The 19636-nt window shown below is 49.2% G+C and carries 18 protein-coding genes; 17 read left to right on the top strand and 1 reads right to left on the bottom strand.

Features of this window, described 5'->3' with window-relative positions; all coding sequences use genetic code 11:
• Window position 1: 1 nt before the first annotated feature.
• Window positions 2-994, bottom strand: a complete 993-nt coding sequence (asnA, locus tag ACMV5H_RS11450; RefSeq protein WP_115160453.1) for an aspartate--ammonia ligase — start codon at window positions 992-994, stop codon at window positions 2-4.
• A gap of 155 nt (window positions 995-1149) precedes the next feature.
• Between asnA and asnC the strand changes: the two genes are divergently transcribed.
• The 17 genes from asnC (at window position 1150) to atpD (ending at window position 19633) form a co-directional block, all read left to right on the top strand.
• A complete protein-coding gene (gene asnC / locus ACMV5H_RS11445; protein WP_021181440.1) occupies window positions 1150-1611 on the top strand; it encodes a transcriptional regulator AsnC in 462 nt (153 codons plus the stop codon).
• A gap of 364 nt (window positions 1612-1975) precedes the next feature.
• Window positions 1976-2563 (top strand): DUF308 domain-containing protein, encoded by a 588-nt coding sequence (locus tag ACMV5H_RS11440; protein WP_414821872.1) that lies wholly within the window; start codon window positions 1976-1978, stop codon window positions 2561-2563.
• A 48-nt stretch (window positions 2564-2611) separates the two neighbouring features.
• Window positions 2612-2926, top strand: coding sequence for an acid-activated periplasmic chaperone HdeB (hdeB, locus tag ACMV5H_RS11435; RefSeq protein WP_059199288.1), 315 nt, complete (start codon window positions 2612-2614; stop codon window positions 2924-2926).
• Between the two features lie 193 nt (window positions 2927-3119).
• Window positions 3120-4586 carry a basic amino acid/polyamine antiporter gene (locus ACMV5H_RS11430; protein ID WP_094982452.1) on the top strand — a complete coding sequence of 489 codons (1467 nt, stop codon included), beginning with the start codon at window positions 3120-3122 and terminating at the stop codon, window positions 4584-4586.
• Window positions 4587-4671: 85 nt separating this feature from the next.
• Window positions 4672-7044 (top strand): Orn/Lys/Arg decarboxylase N-terminal domain-containing protein, encoded by a 2373-nt coding sequence (locus ACMV5H_RS11425; RefSeq protein WP_414821871.1) that lies wholly within the window; start codon window positions 4672-4674, stop codon window positions 7042-7044.
• A gap of 72 nt (window positions 7045-7116) precedes the next feature.
• Window positions 7117-8628, top strand: a complete 1512-nt coding sequence (locus tag ACMV5H_RS11420) for a basic amino acid/polyamine antiporter (RefSeq protein ID WP_414821870.1) — start codon at window positions 7117-7119, stop codon at window positions 8626-8628.
• A gap of 459 nt (window positions 8629-9087) precedes the next feature.
• Window positions 9088-9528: an FMN-binding protein MioC gene (gene mioC / locus ACMV5H_RS11415; protein WP_024484681.1), complete on the top strand. Its 441-nt coding sequence runs from the start codon at window positions 9088-9090 to the stop codon at window positions 9526-9528.
• A gap of 381 nt (window positions 9529-9909) precedes the next feature.
• A complete protein-coding gene (gene mnmG, locus ACMV5H_RS11410; RefSeq protein WP_414821869.1) occupies window positions 9910-11799 on the top strand; it encodes a tRNA uridine-5-carboxymethylaminomethyl(34) synthesis enzyme MnmG in 1890 nt (629 codons plus the stop codon).
• Window positions 11800-11938: 139 nt separating this feature from the next.
• Complete coding sequence (gene rsmG, locus ACMV5H_RS11405) at window positions 11939-12559, top strand: 16S rRNA (guanine(527)-N(7))-methyltransferase RsmG (RefSeq protein ID WP_071682660.1); 621 nt, start codon at window positions 11939-11941, stop codon at window positions 12557-12559.
• Window positions 12560-13195: 636 nt separating this feature from the next.
• A complete protein-coding gene (gene atpI, locus ACMV5H_RS11400) occupies window positions 13196-13579 on the top strand; it encodes a F0F1 ATP synthase subunit I (RefSeq protein WP_021181431.1) in 384 nt (127 codons plus the stop codon).
• A gap of 21 nt (window positions 13580-13600) precedes the next feature.
• Complete coding sequence (gene atpB / locus ACMV5H_RS11395; protein WP_021181430.1) at window positions 13601-14377, top strand: F0F1 ATP synthase subunit A; 777 nt, start codon at window positions 13601-13603, stop codon at window positions 14375-14377.
• A gap of 49 nt (window positions 14378-14426) precedes the next feature.
• Window positions 14427-14666, top strand: coding sequence for a F0F1 ATP synthase subunit C (gene atpE / locus ACMV5H_RS11390; RefSeq protein ID WP_004393045.1), 240 nt, complete (start codon window positions 14427-14429; stop codon window positions 14664-14666).
• A gap of 58 nt (window positions 14667-14724) precedes the next feature.
• Window positions 14725-15195: a F0F1 ATP synthase subunit B gene (gene atpF, locus ACMV5H_RS11385; protein WP_021181429.1), complete on the top strand. Its 471-nt coding sequence runs from the start codon at window positions 14725-14727 to the stop codon at window positions 15193-15195.
• A gap of 14 nt (window positions 15196-15209) precedes the next feature.
• Window positions 15210-15743, top strand: a complete 534-nt coding sequence (gene atpH, locus ACMV5H_RS11380) for a F0F1 ATP synthase subunit delta (RefSeq protein WP_414821868.1) — start codon at window positions 15210-15212, stop codon at window positions 15741-15743.
• A gap of 12 nt (window positions 15744-15755) precedes the next feature.
• Window positions 15756-17297 carry a F0F1 ATP synthase subunit alpha gene (gene atpA, locus ACMV5H_RS11375; RefSeq protein WP_021181427.1) on the top strand — a complete coding sequence of 514 codons (1542 nt, stop codon included), beginning with the start codon at window positions 15756-15758 and terminating at the stop codon, window positions 17295-17297.
• Window positions 17298-17354: 57 nt separating this feature from the next.
• The gene (atpG, locus tag ACMV5H_RS11370; protein WP_021181426.1) at window positions 17355-18218 is read left to right on the top strand and encodes a F0F1 ATP synthase subunit gamma; all 864 of its coding nucleotides are present in this window, start codon (window positions 17355-17357) and stop codon (window positions 18216-18218) included.
• Window positions 18219-18250: 32 nt separating this feature from the next.
• Entirely contained in the window at window positions 18251-19633 is a 1383-nt protein-coding gene (gene atpD / locus ACMV5H_RS11365; protein WP_021181425.1) for a F0F1 ATP synthase subunit beta, read from the top strand.
• The last annotated feature ends 3 nt before the right edge of the window (window positions 19634-19636 follow it).

Here is a 19636-nt window from a genome sequence, read left to right as displayed (position 1 = left end):
GTTACAGCAGCCCAGCAACGCTCTCGCGTACTTCTGGTCCCCACACGCCACACTGAACCTGCCCAATATGCGACAGTTGCAGCAGCAGCATCACCAGGCGTGATTGGCCAATACCGCCACCAATCGTCTGAGGCATTTCACCACGCAGCAGGGACTGGTGCCATTCCAGCTTCAGGCGATCCAGATCGTCGGTTAACGTCAGCTGATGTTGCAGCGCCGCCGCATCAACACGGATACCCATTGAGGAAAGTTCAAACGCATCCTGCAGCACCGGGTTCCACACCACGATGTCACCGTTCAACCCTTTCAGCCCTTCGATACCTGGCGTGGTCCAGTCATCATAATCCGGTGCACGTACATCATGGGATTTACCATGTGAGAGTTTGCCACCAATACCAATCAGGAATACTGCCCCCAATTCTTTGGCGATCGCACGTTCACGGCCTTTGGCATCCAGCTCAGGGTAACGTTGCAGCAGCGTTTCGCTGTGAACAAAGTGGATCTGTTCTGGCAGGAACTGTGCCAGACCAAATTCACGGCTCACCGCGGCTTCCGTTTCTTTTATAGAGGCATAGATACGCTTAACGGTATCTTGCAGGTAAGCCGGGCTACGTTCGCCATCTCCCATTACACGTTCCCAATCCCACTGATCGACATACACCGAGTGGATCGGCGTCAGGCGATCTTCATCTGGGCGCAGCGCTTTCATATGGGTATACACACCTTCACCCGCGCTGAAATCGTGCTCGCCCAGGGTTTTACGCTTCCATTTAGCCAGCGAGTGCACCACTTCAAACGTCGAGTCCGGTAGGCTTTTGACCTTCACCTGAACGGCTTTTTCACTGCCCGAAAGGTTATCTTGAGTACCGTCACCCAGTCGGCTGAGGATCGGAGCCTGCACTTCAATCAGGCCAAGCTGCTGTTCCAACTGGCGGGAGAAGAAGGATTTCACGAAGCTGATTTGTTGTTGTTTTTGGATAAACTGCTTTTTCATTGCCGTATCTCTTGAATAACCTGTCTAGTTGCCAATGATTAAGCAACAGAATGGCATCTAAATTCAATATCCATCAATCAATATTGCCTTTTCGCTTTTAATCAGTCATTTTTAAGCGGTGATAATTCAACAAACGGCAATTAAAGGGGCATTTAATGGCAGAAATTTATCAGATCGATAATCTCGATCGCGGCATCCTCAACGCGTTAATGGAGAATGCCCGCATGCCTTACGCCGAACTGGCGAAGAATTTTGCCGTCAGCCCCGGCACCATTCATGTGCGCGTGGAGAAGATGAAACAGGCCGGGATCATCACCGGAACGCGGGTTGATGTGAACCCAAAGCAGCTGGGTTACGACGTCTGCTGTTTTATCGGCATCATATTGAAGAGTGCCAAGGACTACCCTTCGGCGCTGAAAAAGCTCGAAAGCCTGGAGGAAGTAGTGGAAGCCTATTACACCACCGGCCACTACAGCGTGTTTATCAAGGTGATGTGCCGTTCGATCGATGCGTTGCAACAGGTTCTGATCAACAAGATCCAGACCATCGATGAGATTCAGTCAACGGAGACGCTGATCTCCCTGCAGAATCCTATCATGCGTACCATTACGCCTTAATAAGCGATTTTTCACAGCCCACAAGCCTCTATGATAGGCCCGTGGTGCTGTGTAAAACAGCCCAAACATGATTTGAGTAAAATCAAAAAAAGATTGAAAATCGAGTTTACGGAGGGCACGTTTGCATCAATAGGGTGTTTCTGAAGCATGTTGATCAATTGTTGACTAATTTGGTTATGCACGTAAATATCAGTAATCTGTTAATAATTATAAATGTAAGTCTTACATATGTAGGAATCATACGACATCTGTCGTTATATGCTCTTATATACCTAATGAGTCGTTTAAAATATTATTCTCTCACTTTATAGAACTACACTTTGATCATGCGCTGATAACAGGCGTGGCAAGCAAGGGAGAGATCATGGTTTATATTGACAGTGATACCATTAACAAACTCAGTCTCCGGATATTGAGCAAATATAAAAAAACAGTTTTGTTTTTAGCCGTATTGTTTTTACTGTGCGGCACTTTATGTTTACTGATCCCTGTCTATTCTGGCATTGCTTTGAGCTACCTTATAGGAAGCTTATTTGTTATTTCAGGGATATACTCCTTCGTCAGCGCATTCGCTTTCATAAAAAACACTTCGAGTTTTTTTTCATTGCTTCTGTTCGGTATTATCTATGTTTTTCTGGGAGTGAGTTTTTTATCAAGCCCCATGATAGGAATGAATATTCTTTCAATGCTCATTTGCATTCTATTTTTGTTAGGAGGATTGAGTCGTCTGACCACAGCATTTAACAATAGTGAAATGATTGGGCGTTACTGGTGTATTTTTATCGGGATCCTGGATTTTGCTATTGCATTCCTCTGGCTGAGTGCTGGTGAAAACACATCATATCTATTAACCGTAATGTTAATCGGTCTTGAAATGGTGTTAACTTCATGGTTTTTCTTCATGCTTAACTATGGTTTAAACCATCATAAGGACAGTTACTCCGGCGCATAATTTCAACACATTTTTCAATATTTTTATTATTAACAGGAGATAGTTATCATGACTAAATTTACCAAAAATATCCTTATCGCTTCCGCTTTGGTTGTAGCTGGCATTAATGTTGCCAACGCAGAAACCACGGTTAAAACAACCCCGCAGGATATGACTTGCAAAGAATTTATTGATCTGAATCCTAAGGCAATGACCCCCGTAGCATTCTGGGTGGTCAATAAAGATAATGTTTTTCAGCAAGGTGATTATGTTGACTGGAATGAAGTAGAAACCACCTACGTTCCACTGGTCATCAAAGCCTGCAAGCAAAAACCTGAAAGCAAGCTGGAAGAATTTAAGCAGTGGATTAACGACATTAAATAATGTCTATCAGATAAAGTCAGCTATCTACGATAACTGACTTTATCTGTATGAAAATCAACTCCACACTAATACCCTTCAAAATTAGTTAGTACTCTCAGCATTAATTTCGGGAATTCCACCTTAAAAGGAAAAAGGATTTACGCTAAAAAAAATAACAATCTATACCGTTATTTTTATAAGAGGAAGATAAATTATGCCTACAGGCATAGCAGGAAAAGATAGCAATCAAAAATTAGGTCTTTTGGCATTAGTTGCTATCGTCGTCAGTTCGATGATTGGCAGCGGCGTTGATGGGCTACCACAGAATATGTCCGCCAGTTCAGCAGTAGGTTCTGTGACTATAGCCTGGCTAATCTGCGGTTTCGGAATGTTTTTCATTTCTCGTACATTTATTATTCTTTCGGATATTCGGCCAGACCTACAGGCTGGCATCTACATGTATGCTCAGGAAGGCTTTGGTACCTTCTGTGCATTTATTGTCGTATGGGGCTATTGGCTGATGACTATTTTCAGCAACGTCGCCTTTGGTATCATGGTGATGGATACGCTGAATTATTTTATCCCGGGAGGTTTTAGCGGCGGGAATAATATTCCTTCAATTATTGGCATATCAATTCTCATCTGGGGATTCAATTTTTTAGTGTTGTCTGGCACAAGACTGGCTGGTGCGGTAAATATTATAGGGACGTTAGCAAAATTAATACCTCTAGTGATATTTGTATTCGTTCTGGTTTATTTCCTTAACGTTAACGAACTCACCAGTAACATCTGGGCAAACAATCCTTTATTTCCTAAGGAGTATCTAGGCTCGGTATTCTCCCAGATAAAGTCGCCACTTGATGTTGCTCTATGGTGTTTTATTGGTGTTGAAGGTGCCGTTGCGTTGTCTGGAAGAGTAAAAAACAAAAAAGATGTCGGCAGGGCAACCTTAATTGGTTTTATCATTTCACTTATCATATGTATCTTGATTTCTATCCTGCCTTTCGGGGTCTTGACTCAAAAACAACTGAGCGTGATCGCCACGCCATCAACGGCAGGGATCCTGAAGATTGTTGTCGGCGAGTGGGGCGAAAGACTGATTAATATTGGTGTGCTGATCTCGGTGTTAACCAGTTGGTTAGCCTGGACCATGATTTGTGCAGAAATCCCTATGGTTGCGGCCCAAAATGCAGCTTTCCCAGAAAAATTTGCCAGACGAAACCATCAAGGAGCGGCATCGGTTTCACTATGGGTCAGCAGCGCTTTAATGCAGCTTGTGGTTTTGATGGTTTACTTTTCAAGTAACGCCTGGATAGCCATGCTCTCGATTTCAGCCTTGACAGTTTTACCCGTCTATCTGCTGTCCACCGCTTATTTATGCAAGTTATGTATCAATGGTGAATATAATAATTATGTTCGTAATGGCCGTATCAGTGCACTAATCAGTGGTGTCATAGGGCTGTTATTTTGCTTGTTTATGTTTTACGCCAGCGAGCCGAAATATCTTGCCATGGTGCCAATGCTTTTAACTCTGGGATTACCGTTATTCTTTTGGGCACGTATCCATGATGGGGGAATAAAAAAAATATTTAAGGGTAATGAAATGAAAATTTTCTTATCATTAATCGCTCTTGATGCATTGACAGGATTTCTCTTTATGAATGGTACGATAAAGCTATAACCCAATTTTTGTTGTTCAGACGTCATGTTTTGTCGCCTATTAATCGGTGGCCACTCATTTATTCATTCAAAAAAGGTAATTAATCATGAAGTTTAATCACAATATTTTGTTTGTATCCTCTCGAGGATTAAAACAAAATAATCCCGCGATACAAGCTCTCGAAGAGCTCAACGCGGCGGTTAAAGCCAGAGGGTTTACCACCTTCATTGTGGATAAAATTAGCGATGCAGTGAAGGTTGTTAATGAAAGCCAAAAATACAGTGCGGTAGGGATCTGCTGGGACTCAAGCAATCCTGAAACAGGTATTGAATGTCAGGAGTTCATTGATGTTTTCCGTAAGCGAAATGCCACTGCGCCTCTTTTCTTATTATCTGAATACAATGTCACTGACGGGGTGCCCCTTGCTATACTCAAAGAGATAAATGAGTATATTTATTTATTTTCTGAAACCCCAACCTTCACTGCCAACCGTATTTATACGCTTATTCACCGATATGCTGAAAACCTGCTGCCGCCTTACTTTAAAACGCTAAAAAACTTTACCGAAGACGGCGACTATTACTGGGACTGTCCAGGACACATGGGCGGCATGGCCTATTTAAAGCATCCTGTCGGTACTGAATTTATCAACTTCTTCGGCGAAAACATGATGCGGGCCGATATCGGGGTCGCTACCGCTGAAATGGGGGATTACCTCATTCATGCTGGGCCGTCCAAAAAATCAGAAGACATCGCCGCAGAGCTTTTTGGCGCTGATTGGACGTTCTATGGCGTTTCCGGCTCATCCGGCTCCAATCGTATTGTGGCTCAAGGTGCGGTCGCAGCGGATGAAATTGCCATTGTCGACCGTAACTGCCATAAATCGCTAAATCATGGTCTTACCCTTTCCCAGGCACGTCCAGTTTATCTTAAGCCCACGCGTAATGCCTATGGGCTGATTGGCCCAATACCGACTCAACGCCTGAAAAAAGAAAGTATTGATGAGTTGATCGCCAAAAGCCCGCTGACTTCAGATGCGGTAGACACCTCGCCTACTTATGCGGTTGTCACTAACTGTACCTATGATGGTTTCTGTTACAACGTTAATGACGTGGTGAAATATCTGGGAGCCAGCGTACCACGTATTCATTTTGACGAAGCCTGGTATGCATATGCCCGTTTCCATCCGATGTATAAGAACCGTTTCGCCATGGACGTTGAAGACACTCCCGATCGTCCGACCATTTTTGCCGTGCAGTCGACCCATAAAATGCTGCCTTCTCTATCAATGGCCTCAATGATCCATGTGAAAAAAAGCCACCGCGCGCCGCTGGATTTTGATGATTTTAACGATTCCTTCATGATGCACGGCACCACATCTCCCTTTTACCCAATCATTGCTTCAATTGATGTAGCGGTAAGTATGATGCAGGGAGATTCCGGTCGTTCCTTGGTACAGGAGTCGATCGATGAAGCGATTGCGTTCCGAAAAGCCGTCGTTTCCGTTAAACGCCAGATTCGTGAACAAGAGAGCGAATCAGCCTGGTTTTTTGACGTTCTACAGCCGGCGGAGGTTAATGATAAGGCAACGGGTAAACAGTACAGCTTTGAAGAGGCTCCGCTTGAGCTACTCAACCAGGGTCCTGAATGTTGGGAATTGTGTGCGGGCGATAGCTGGCACGGCTTTCACGATGAAGATCTGATTGATACCAATAGCATGCTTGATCCGGTAAAAGTCACCATTACCTGCCCAGGCATTAATCTGGACGGTAGTTATCAAGAACAGGGGATCCCTGGCTATTTGATTACCAAATTCCTCGATGACAAAAGGATTGAAATTGCCCGCACAGGCGATTACACGATCCTCATTCTGTTTTCTGTAGGTATCACCAAAGGAAAATGGGGCACGTTAATTGAAAGCCTGCTGACCTTTAAAAAACTCTATGACTCCGATGCGCTTGCCGTTGATGCTATTACATCTTTGAAAGGTCTATCACCGCATTACGATAACTTGACCCTGAAACAACTCTGCCAGCAGATGCATGAAAAAATGCGCGAGCTGGATCTGATGAACCACATTAATGAAGCGGTTAATACCGACCCTGAACCGGTGATGACTCCGTCTGCGGCCTATCAGAAAGTGCTGCGCTATAAGGCGGAACACATCCGCCTGGATGATTTTTCTGGCCGTATTGCCGCCAGCATGTTGGTTCCTTACCCACCAGGTATCCCAGTCTTAATGCCGGGTGAACGTCTGCCAGTGGGCGACAAAGGCATTATGGGCTATCTGCGTGCTTTACAGGACTTTGATAAGCACTTCCCAGGTTTTGAACATGAGATCCAGGGTATCAACGTTGATGAAAATGGTGATTTTTGGGTAAGAGCCATCATTGAAGATGAACGCGAAGCCGTAAAGCGGCCGGAACAGCTCCGTTTCAAACGCCGGGTGTCTCCAACAATTAAAAAAGGTCGTCAATAATCAGCTGGTTATCTCATCACTCCGACCCGCCAGGGCCGGGGTGATGTCTATTCCGATGCAAGGGTTTTATTTATGTCAAATCAATCTTCAACATCAGCAACAAGTGCTACTGACGCAGCAAAGACGGACAGCGAGCACAAGCTCGGGCTAATTGCATTAATCGCCATTGTTGTAGGCTCTATGTTGGGCGGTGGGGTATTTAGCCTTCCCCAAAACACAGCAGCTACCTCGGCAGTAGGGCCGATCATTATCGCGTGGCTTATCGCAGGTATTGGTATCTACTTTATCGCTAACTCGTTTCGCCTGTTGTCCGACCTGCGCCCAGACCTACAGGCGGGTGTCTATATGTACGCCCAGGAGGGCTTCGGCTCATTTATTGCTTTCAACGTCGCCTGGGGATACTGGCTGATGACTGCCTTTGGCAACGTCGCCTTCGCCGTAATCTTGATGGATGCGTTAAACCAGTTTTTCCCCGGTGTATTCACCGATGGGAATAACCTCAATTCAATTATCTGCGGTTCGGTTTTGATTTGGGGTTACAACTTCCTGGTCTTGTCCGGGACAAAAGTTGCAGGTTTTGTGAACACTCTCGGTACTATCGCCAAACTTGTACCACTGGTGCTGTTTGTTGTCATACTGGGCTTCTTAATCAACTATTCTCAGCTGTTTAGCAACTTTTGGGGAACGGCACCACAAATCGTTGAAGGGGTCGGCAACCACGCTAAGCCCGTATCATTGATGTCGCAAATTCTGGCCCCAATGACGGTAACACTATGGGCATTTATTGGCGTAGAGGGCGCCGTCGTTCTTTCAGGACGCGCCAAAAACAAGAAAGATGTCGGTAAGGCCACGCTACTGGGCTTTCTATTGGCGCTTATCATCTACATACTGATGTCAATATTGCCGTTTGGCGTTATGCCCCAGGCTGAACTTTCTCAAGTCAGTAATCCATCAACCGCAGGCGTCCTGGCGAAAGTAGTCGGTCACTGGGGTGGTTGGTTAATGAACGTAGGATTGATTATTTCCGTACTGGCAGGCTGGCTAGCCTGGACGATGCTCTGCGCCGAAATTCCCATGGTTGCCGGGCAAAAAGGCGCTTTCCCACGGGCTTTTGCGCGCACCAATAGTAAACAGGCCGCCAATGTTTCCCTTTGGGTCAGCAGTTTTGTGATGCAGGCCGCGATGTTATTAGTCTATTTTTCTAATGACGCCTGGAACACGATGTACAACATTAGTGCGTTGATGGTGGTGCCTGCATACATCACCACGACCTTGTATATGGCGAAAATTTGCCTCAATCGAGAGTATGATCAGTATGCCAAAAAGGGGCGTAAATTTGCCCTTGTCAGCGGCATTCTTGGCGTCATATTCTGCCTGTTTATCCTTTATGCCAGCCAAATCCAATATGTAGCACTGGTCCCCATTCTGCTTACCTGCGGGCTACCGGTGTTCATATGGTCTCGTAAAGAGAAGGGTGACAATCAGCCGCTGTTCCAGAATAAAGAAATTTTTTATCTGGCTATCCTGTTGCTGCTAGATGCCATCATCATCTGGTTGCTAATGATGGGACGCATCACGCTATAACCAATCTTTTACCCCCTAGCCCGCGAGAAGCTAGGGGAGCGAAGCTGAGATTTGATGATCTTGGCTTCATTGAAGTTTGATGAAGGAATCGGTGACAGGGTTAACCATAGCCACGGCTGATCATGTCATCATACTGCCAGCCTGCTTCTGCGCTCATGCACAGGGCTTTCGCCCCACCCTCGGTCTTATCCACCAGCTGAAAAATAAAACTTATCCTCACATAGCAACCACCACGGCAAGGTTGGCAAGATGGCTTCAGCCCCCGCCAACAGAATTTCTAGCTAGTTAAATCAATCAATTATGAAAAAATAGCACCATAATTGTGTCTGATGAACCGTAGATGTTGTGGGTGGATCCAGATTCCCTCGATCGTTATACCCATATTATCCACAGGTAGATCCCAGCTGATTCACAGAGTACAATACGGCCTCTTGAGTTTAAGGTTGGGATCATTCATTCATGGCAGACATCACTCTGATCAGTGGCAGCACGCTTGGCAGCGCAGAATACGTGGCTGAACATTTGGCCGAGAAACTCGAAGAAGCAGGTTTCTCAACAGAAATGCTGCATGGCCCTGAATTGGATGAATTGACGCTGTCAGGCCGCTGGCTGGTGGTTTCCTCCACTCACGGTGCCGGTGATTTACCAGATAACTTGCAGCCGCTGCTGGAACAACTGGCAGAGCAGCAGCCTGATTTATCTCAGGTGCAGTTTGGTGCCGTCGGTTTGGGCAGTTCTGAGTACGATACCTTCTGTGGTGCGATCAAACAGATCGACGATCTTTTCCAGGCTCGTGGAGCGAAAAGGATCGGCGATCGTCTCGAGATCGACGTGACCCAACATGAAATTCCCGAGGATCCTGCCGAAGAATGGCTGAAGAATTGGATTATTTTACTCTAATTCGGTTAAAGATCGCGCGAACGATTGTGTATAACTAGGCTTGAAAGCAGGGTATAACCGGTAGTTATCCCAATAACAACCGTCGTACGCTTTCTGTCCTGTGGATAACATGCCATTTAGATCCCAGCTTATACTGACCAGGATCACCGATCATTCACAGCAAACGATCCTGCTTAATCGGCTGATCTTTATCTGGAATAATCACTTATCCACAGAGGATCGCGATCCTAATAAGAGATCTAATAAAGAGATCTTTAAATAAAAAAGATCTTCTTTTAATTACCTAAGATCCTGACCGCTTGGTCGATCGACTAAACTTGAGTAGAATCCTCCCCCCAGGGCAAACAACGATCGTTCGCAAGTACTCCGAGGTGCTGTTCCATGTTTTATCCAGAGCAATTTGACGTCATTATCATCGGTGGTGGCCATGCCGGAACCGAAGCCGCCATGGCTGCGGCACGTATGGGACGTCAGACTTTATTACTGACCCACAATATCGACACGCTGGGACAAATGTCCTGTAATCCGGCGATCGGTGGTATCGGGAAAGGGCATCTGGTCAAGGAAATCGACGCACTCGGCGGGCTGATGGCCAAGGCGATCGACCATGCAGGCATTCAGTTTAGGATACTAAACGCCAGCAAAGGCCCGGCAGTGCGAGCCACTCGAGCTCAGGCAGATCGCGTCCTGTATCGCCAAGCCGTTCGTACTGCATTGGAGAACCAGCCAAACCTGATGATCTTCCAACAACCGGTTGAGGATCTGATCGTCGAGAACGATCGCGTGGTGGGTGCGGTGACCCAGATGGGGCTGAAATTCCGTGCCAAAGCGGTAGTACTGACCGTGGGCACCTTCCTAGATGGCAAGATCCACATCGGCCTGGAAAACTACAGCGGTGACCGTGCCGGGGATCCTCCGTCGATCTCTTTGTCACAGCGTCTGCGTGAACTGCCTCTGCGTGTCAATCGCCTGAAAACGGGTACACCTCCCCGTATCGATGCACGCACCATAGACTTCAGCGTTCTGGCTGAGCAGCATGGCGATACGCCAATCCCAGTGTTTTCTTTCCTGGGCAACGCCAGCCAGCATCCGCAACAGGTGCCGTGCTACATCACGCACACCAATGAAAAAACGCATGACGTGATCCGCAATAACCTCGATCGTAGCCCGATGTATGCCGGGATCATCGAAGGGATCGGCCCACGCTACTGCCCATCGATCGAAGACAAAGTGATGCGCTTTGCCGATCGTAATGCGCACCAGATCTTCCTGGAACCTGAAGGGTTAACCAGCAACGAGATCTACCCGAACGGGATTTCCACCAGTTTGCCGTTTGACGTTCAGATGCAGATCGTACGTTCGATGGAAGGGATGCAAAATGCCCGCATCGTTCGCCCTGGTTATGCCATCGAGTACGATTTCTTCGATCCACGCGATCTGAAACCGACGTTGGAAAGCAAATTTATTCAAGGGCTGTTCTTCGCAGGCCAGATCAACGGCACCACCGGTTACGAAGAAGCTGCTGCACAAGGCCTGTTGGCCGGGTTGAACGCCGGGCGTTATGCCGTTGAAGACGAAGGCTGGTCACCACGCCGCGATCAGGCTTACCTGGGGGTACTGGTAGACGATCTCAGTACTCTGGGCACCAAAGAGCCGTACCGCATGTTTACCTCACGTGCCGAATACCGTCTGATGTTGCGTGAAGACAACGCCGATCTGCGCCTGACGGAAAAAGGCCGAGAGCTGGGGCTGGTTGACGATGAACGCTGGCAGCGCTACTGCGAAAAGCTTGAGCACATCGAACAGGAACGCCAGCGTCTGCGTGATATCTGGGTGCACCCGCATTCAGAGAACGTCGAACAGGTTAACGTCCTGCTGAAAGCGCCTCTGTCACGCGAAGCCAACGGCGAAGAATTGCTGCGCCGCCCGGAAATGGATTATGGCCAACTGACCGCAGTAGCTGCTTTTGCTCCTGCACTGGCAGACACCGAAGCCGCTGAGCAAGTGGAAATTCAGGTGAAATACGAAGGCTACATCGCTCGCCAGCAAGATGAGATCGACAAGCAGCAGCGCAACGAGAACACCGTGCTGCCGCTTGATCTCGATTATCGTCAGGTCTCCGGATTGTCCAATGAGGTGATCGCCAAATTGAACGATCACAAACCTAACTCGATCGGCCAGGCTTCGCGCATTTCCGGTATCACCCCAGCAGCGATCTCCATTTTGCTGATCTGGCTGAAAAAGCAGGGCTTACTGCGCCGCAGCGCATAAATACGCTCACCGAGTGGCCGTTTGCCTATCTGCTGAGCAAACGGCCGCTGACATCACCTCAAGCCTGAATTATCATAGACTGCCTAAGAGAGCAGTTGCAGATTGGCCTGCTGTTCCACGCCTGTCAGAGGACTCTGTTGTGCAAAAAAAATTGGATTCGTTGCTTTCGGCGGCTGGAATTTCGCTTCCCGATCAACAAAAACAGCAATTGTTGGGCTATGTCGCTATGCTCGACAAGTGGAACAAGGCTTACAACCTCACTTCCGTTCGCGATCCGCAGCAAATGCTGGTGCGTCATATCATGGACAGCATCGTGGTGAATGCCCATCTGACAGGTTCACGCTTTATCGACGTTGGCACCGGCCCTGGTTTGCCTGGCATTCCGTTGGCAATAGTGCGGCCCGATGCGCATTTCACCCTGTTAGACAGCCTGGGCAAGCGCGTACGCTTCCTGCGGCAGGTTCAGCATGAGCTGGGGTTGAACAATATCGAGCCGGTACAGAGCCGTGTAGAAGAGTTTGTGGCAGAACCGCCGTTTGATGGCGTGATCAGCCGTGCTTTTGCTTCACTGCAAGACATGTTGGCCTGGTGTCACCATCTGCCAGCCAAAGGGCAGGGGCGTTTTTATGCGCTGAAAGGGGTTTGCCCGCAAGACGAGTTGGCTCAGTTGCCAGAAGGGATTGCTTTGGAGTCGGTGGTGCGTTTGCAGGTGCCGGAGCTGGAGGGCGAGCGCCATTTGATCGTCCTGAAAGCTCACTAAAGCCAAATCAGAATTGTTTAGCATCAAATAATCAGCGATTGGTGTAGGGTATAGAAGATAAATAGCAAGCAGGCTAATCATATAGGTTCTCCCCTTAGCTTATTTACCTTTGATTAACATTGTTGTGTCAAAAATGCATCATTCCAGTGGGTGATAGTCACGTTAGCAACAATGTGTGAAAGATTCCGATTTGCTGTCAGTGTTAATTGAGTGTTGCTTTATTATTCCTGTGAATGTCAATAAAAGGTTTTTACGGGGTATAAGGATTGTTTTTGAACGGTTACGTTGTAATGATTTGATTTATAATATTTTTTGATCACCCAAAAAGCTAAAGACCTCGGTCGTGAACCTGGGCTATAACTCATTAATAGTCAGTATTGTGATCGGTTGCACGTTTCTTACCGCAACCTTGGAATATTCAGACAAATAAATGCGAGCGATTATTCCGGCCATTTTCTTGTGAAAAGAGCCCGAAAAGGGGAAATTTAAATAATTGTTCACCTTTTCGCTACTTATCGATTGAATTCGTTGGAGTGGCCCGTATAATTTGCACGTTTTTTGCTGCTTGACTCAGAACCGCAAAGGCAGTTTTATACGTCGGCATACCCCCTCGGGGGTACGGAGAGAACAAACGTCATGTCTGTGTCCCTGTACAGCGGAAAAGTTGCACGCAAGTTGCTGTTGCTGCAGTTAATGACTTTTGTTTTGATCAGCGCTGCCTTCGGCCTGAAAAGTCTGGAGTGGAGCGGTTCGGCACTGGCAGGTGGCCTGGCTGCCTGGTTACCCAATGCCATGTTTATGCTGTTTGCCTTGCGTCACCAGGCACAGACGCCGGCACCCGGACGGGTTGCCTGGTCGTTCGCCATTGGTGAAGGGCTAAAGGTCGTGATCACCATCGTTTTGCTGATCGTGGCGCTTGGGGTGTTCAAAGTGGCGTTTGTACCGCTTGGCCTGACCTATTTAGCGGTGTTAGTGGTGCAGATAGTGGCACCCGCCGTGATTAACAGTTACCGAAATTAACTAAATAAGGGTAGAGGCATCATGTCTGCAGAGGGATTCAACAGTCCACAGGAGTATATCGGTCACCACCTGACGCAGCTTCAGGTCGGGACTGGTTTTTGGTCGATTAACCTCGACTCGATGTTTTTCTCCGTCGTCCTCGGGGTGGTTTTTCTGGCTATTTTCCGCAAGGTAGCCAAAAACGCCACCAGTGGCGTTCCCGGCAAGCTGCAAACCGCCGTTGAGCTGATCGTTGGCTTTGTCGATAACAGCGTCAAGGATATGTATCACGGCAAGAGCAAGGTGATTGCTCCGTTGGCGCTGACGGTGTTCGTCTGGGTATTCCTGATGAACCTGATGGACCTCATCCCGGTTGACTTCCTGCCTTATATCGGAACCCAGCTTGGTCTGCCGGCACTGCGTGTCGTCCCTACCGCCGACGTGAACATCACGCTGTCGATGGCGTTGGCCGTATTTGTCCTGATCCTGTTCTATAGCATTAAAATGAAAGGCATTGGTGGGTTCGTCAAAGAGTTAACCATGCAGCCGTTCAACCACCCGGTATTTATTCCCATTAACCTGATCCTTGAAGGTGTCAGCCTGCTGTCCAAACCTGTTTCACTGGGTCTGCGACTGTTCGGCAACATGTATGCGGGTGAGTTGATCTTCATCCTGATTGCTGGTCTGTTGCCGTGGTGGTCACAGTGGATGCTGAGTTTGCCTTGGGCAATCTTCCACATCCTGATCATTACGCTTCAAGCCTTTATTTTCATGGTTCTGACGATTGTCTATCTGTCGATGGCGTCTGAAGAGCACTGATTTTCTTAAAACACTTGCACTATTAAACTGAAACAAACTGGAGACTGTCATGGAAAACCTGAATATGGATCTGCTGTACATGGCTGCCGCTATTATGATGGGGTTAGCGGCAATCGGTGCTGCGATCGGTATCGGCATCCTGGGTGGTAAATTCTTGGAAGGCGCTGCACGTCAACCTGATCTGATCCCGCTGTTGCGTACACAGTTCTTTATCGTTATGGGCCTGGTTGACGCCATCCCGATGATCGCTGTTGGTCTGGGTTTGTACGTGATGTTTGCTGTCGCGTAAGTAGGGTTCGCACTCTACAAAGAAACCACATTATTAACTTTTAAAGAGGCATTGTGCTGTGAATCTTAACGCAACAATCCTCGGCCAGGCTATCGCGTTCATCCTGTTTGTCTGGTTCTGCATGAAGTATGTATGGCCGCCAATTATGGCTGCCATCGAGAAGCGTCAGAAAGAAATTGCTGATGGCCTCGCTTCCGCAGAACGTGGCAAAAAAGATTTGGACTTAGCGCAAGCCCATGCGACCGACCAGCTGAAAACTGCTAAAGCGGAAGCCCAGGCGATTATTGAGCAAGCAAACAAACGCAAAGCTCAGATCGTGGACGAAGCGAAAGCAGAAGCCGAGCAGGAACGTAACAAAATCGTGGCGCAGGCTCAGGCTGAGATCGAAGCCGAACGTAAGCGCGCTCGTGAAGAGTTGCGTAAGCAAGTCGCGATGCTGGCAATTGCCGGTGCCGAGAAGATCATCGAACGTTCCGTGGATGAAGCTGCTAACAGCGACATCGTTGATAAACTGGTCGCTGAACTGTAAGGAGGGAGGGGCTGATGTCTGAATTTATCACCGTAGCTCGCCCCTACGCCAAAGCAGCTTTTGACTTTGCCGTTGAGAACCAAAGCGTAGAACGCTGGCAGCAAATGCTGGCGTTTACTGCTGTTGTCACGCGTAATGAACAGATGGCGGAACTGCTTTCCGGTGCGGTAGCACCAGAAACCTTGTCCAACACGTTTATTGCGGTTTGTGGCGATGAGCTCGACGAACATGGCCAGAACTTTATCCGTGTAATGGCCGAAAATGGGCGTTTACTGGTCCTTCCTGCGGTGCTGCAACAGTTCATCGAACTGCGCGCCGCGTTGGAATCCACCGTCGAAGTCGAGGTGCTCTCATCGAGCGCACTGAACGACACACAGCAAGCCAAGATTATCGCTGCGATGGAAAAACGTCTGTCACGCAAAGTTAAGCTGAATTGCAAAATTGACAAGTCTGTACTGGCCGGTGTCATTATCCGTGCTGGTGATCTGGTGATCGATGGCAGCGTAAGTGGCCGTCTCGAGCGCCTGGCAGACGTCTTGCAGTCTTAAGGGGACTGGAGCATGCAACTGAATTCCACCGAAATCAGCGAACTGATCAAGCAGCGCATTGCTCAGTTCAATGTAGTGAGCGAAGCTCACAATGAAGGTACCATCGTTTCCGTCAGCGACGGGATCATCCGCGTACACGGTTTGGCCGAGGTTATGCAGGGCGAAATGATCGCACTGCCAGGCAACCGTTACGCAATTGCATTGAACCTGGAGCGTGACTCTGTAGGTGCCGTGGTAATGGGTCCGTATTCGGATCTGGCCGAAGGCATGAAGGTAAAATGTACCGGCCGTATTCTGGAAGTTCCGGTTGGCCGCGGCCTGCTGGGCCGCGTAGTCAACACCCTGGGCGCACCTATCGACGGTAAAGGCCCGGTTGACAACGACGGTTTCTCCCCAGTTGAAACTATCGCACCTGGCGTTATCGAACGTCAGTCTGTTGATCAGCCTGTACAGACCGGCTACAAATCGGTCGACGCCATGATCCCAATCGGTCGTGGCCAGCGTGAGCTGGTGATCGGCGACCGTCAAACCGGTAAAACCGCCCTGGCGATCGATGCGATCATCAACCAGCGCGATTCCGGTATCAAATGCGTTTACGTGGCTATCGGCCAGAAAGCGTCCACCATCGCTAACGTGGTGCGCAAGCTGGAAGAGCACGGCGCACTGGCCAACACCATCGTGGTTGTGGCTACCGCGTCAGAATCCGCTGCACTGCAATACCTGGCACCATATGCCGGTTGCGCAATGGGTGAATACTTCCGTGACCGTGGTGAAGATGCGCTGATCGTATACGATGACCTGTCCAAACAGGCCGTTGCTTACCGTCAGATCTCCCTGCTGCTTCGCCGTCCACCAGGTCGTGAAGCTTACCCAGGCGACGTATTCTACCTCCACTCCCGTTTGCTGGAGCGTGCTGCGCGTGTTAACGCCGACTACGTTGAAGCCTTCACCAAAGGTGAAGTCAAAGGCCAAACCGGTTCACTGACCGCTCTGCCGATCATTGAAACCCAGGCGGGTGACGTTTCCGCGTTCGTTCCGACCAACGTAATCTCGATTACCGATGGTCAGATCTTCCTGGAATCAAACCTGTTTAACTCCGGTATTCGTCCGGCGGTTAACCCGGGTATTTCCGTATCCCGTGTGGGTGGTGCAGCACAGACCAAGATCATGAAAAAACTGTCCGGTGGTATTCGTACCGCTCTGGCACAGTATCGTGAACTGGCTGCGTTCTCTCAGTTCGCTTCCGATCTGGACGATGCAACGCGTAAACAGCTGAGCCACGGTCAGAAAGTGACCGAGCTGCTGAAACAGAAACAGTATGCGCCGATGTCCGTCGCACAACAGTCTCTGGTGTTGTTTGCCGCCGAGCGTGGCTACCTGAACGACGTAGAAGTGGCGAAAGTTGTCAGCTTCGAAGCCGCTCTGGTTGCTTTTGCGGACCGCGAGCATGCCGAACTGCTGAACCACATCAACCAAACTGGTGCTTATAACGATGAGATCGAAGGCAAGCTGAAAGGCATCCTCGATACCTTCAAGGCAACCCAGTCCTGGTAACGCATAGCGGCCTGACGTTGCAAGACGGCAGGCCGCTGGCAATGAGGAGAAGCAGAGATGGCCGGCGCAAAAGAGATACGTAGTAAGATCGCCAGCGTGCAAAACACGCAGAAGATCACTAAAGCGATGGAAATGGTCGCCGCCTCCAAAATGCGTAAATCGCAGGAACGCATGGCGGCCAGCCGTCCTTATGCAGAGACCATGCGCGAGGTGATTGGTCACCTGGCTTTAGGGAATCTGGAATATAAGCACCCGTACCTGGATGAGCGTGACGTTAAGCGCGTCGGGTATCTGGTGGTGTCTACTGACCGTGGTCTCTGTGGCGGCTTGAACATCAACCTGTTCAAGAAGCTGTTGGCAGAGATGAAAGGCTGGTCTGAAAAAGGCGTTGAAGCTGATTTAGCGCTGATTGGCTCAAAAGCGGCCTCTTTCTTTGGTTCCGTGGGCGGCAACGTGGTTGCCCAGGTGACCGGCATGGGGGATAACCCTTCCCTGTCGGATCTGATCGGTCCAGTGAAAGTGATGCTGCAAGCCTACGACGAAGGTCGTTTAGACAAGCTGTACGTTGTCAGCAACAAATTTGTTAATACGATGTCCCAGGAACCGCAGTTACTGCAACTTCTGCCATTGCCACCTTCTGATGACAGTGAACTGAAGAAAAAATCCTGGGATTACCTGTATGAACCCGATCCAAAAGTGCTGCTTGATACCTTGCTGCGCCGTTATGTGGAATCGCAAGTTTATCAGGGCGTCGTGGAAAACCTGGCCAGCGAGCAGGCCGCACGAATGGTCGCGATGAAAGCCGCAACCGATAACGGCGGTAGCCTGATCAAAGAGCTGCAGTTGGTATACAACAAGGCGCGTCAGGCCAGCATCACTCAGGAACTCACCGAGATCGTTTCGGGAGCCTCCGCGGTTTAAGCTAGGTTTACGAATTACGTAGAGGATTCAAGATGGCTACTGGAAAGATTATCCAGGTAATCGGCGCCGTGGTGGACGTCGAGTTCCCTCAGGATGCCGTACCAAAAGTGTACGACGCTCTTGAGGTCGCAAACGGCTCCGAGAAATTGGTGCTGGAAGTTCAGCAACAGCTGGGTGGCGGCGTGGTTCGCTGTATCGCAATGGGGACCTCAGACGGTCTGCGTCGTGGTCTGGCCGTAACCGACCTGCAGCACCCAATTGAAGTACCGGTAGGTAAAGCTACCCTGGGCCGTATCATGAACGTATTGGGTCAACCAATCGACATGAAGGGCGACATCGGCGAAGAAGAACGTTGGGCTATTCACCGCCCGGCGCCAAGCTACGAAGAGCTGTCCAACTCCCAGGATCTGCTGGAAACCGGTATCAAGGTAATGGACCTGATCTGCCCGTTCGCCAAGGGTGGTAAAGTCGGCCTGTTCGGTGGTGCTGGTGTAGGTAAAACCGTAAACATGATGGAGCTGATCCGTAACATCGCGATCGAGCACTCCGGTTATTCTGTGTTTGCGGGCGTGGGTGAACGTACTCGTGAGGGTAACGACTTCTACCACGAAATGACCGACTCCAACGTACTGGACAAAGTTTCCCTGGTTTACGGCCAGATGAACGAGCCACCAGGTAACCGTCTGCGCGTTGCGCTGACCGGTTTGACCATGGCTGAGAAGTTCCGTGACGAAGGTCGTGACGTACTGCTGTTCGTCGATAACATCTACCGTTATACCCTGGCCGGTACCGAAGTGTCCGCACTTCTGGGCCGTATGCCATCGGCGGTAGGTTATCAGCCAACGCTGGCGGAAGAGATGGGTGTTCTGCAAGAACGTATCACCTCTACCAAGACCGGTTCAATCACCTCTGTGCAGGCCGTTTACGTTCCTGCGGATGACTTGACTGACCCATCACCAGCCACCACCTTTGCTCACTTGGATGCAACCGTGGTACTGAGCCGTAACATCGCTTCTCTGGGTATCTACCCGGCCGTTGACCCGCTGGATTCCACCAGCCGTCAGCTGGATCCGCTGGTAGTTGGCCAGGAGCACTACGACGTAGCGCGTGGCGTGCAGTCTATTCTGCAACGCTACCAGGAACTGAAAGATATCATCGCCATCCTGGGTATGGACGAGCTGTCAGAAGACGACAAGCTGGTTGTATCCCGTGCGCGTAAAATCCAACGTTTCCTGTCTCAGCCGTTCTTCGTGGCAGAAGTCTTTACCGGTTCTCCGGGCAAGTTCGTATCGCTGAAAGACACCATCCGTGGTTTCAAAGGCATTATGGACGGCGACTATGACCACCTGCCGGAGCAGGCGTTCTACATGGTTGGCACCATTGAAGAAGCAGTGGAAAAAGCCAAGAAACTGTAACGC

Origin of the sequence: Serratia sp. N21D137, from assembly GCF_047530005.1 — a bacterium.
Lineage (GTDB): Bacteria > Pseudomonadota > Gammaproteobacteria > Enterobacterales > Enterobacteriaceae > Chania > Chania fonticola_B.
The sequence above is the reverse complement of the archived record's forward strand: the minus strand, read 5'-3'. Positions and strand labels throughout refer to the sequence as shown.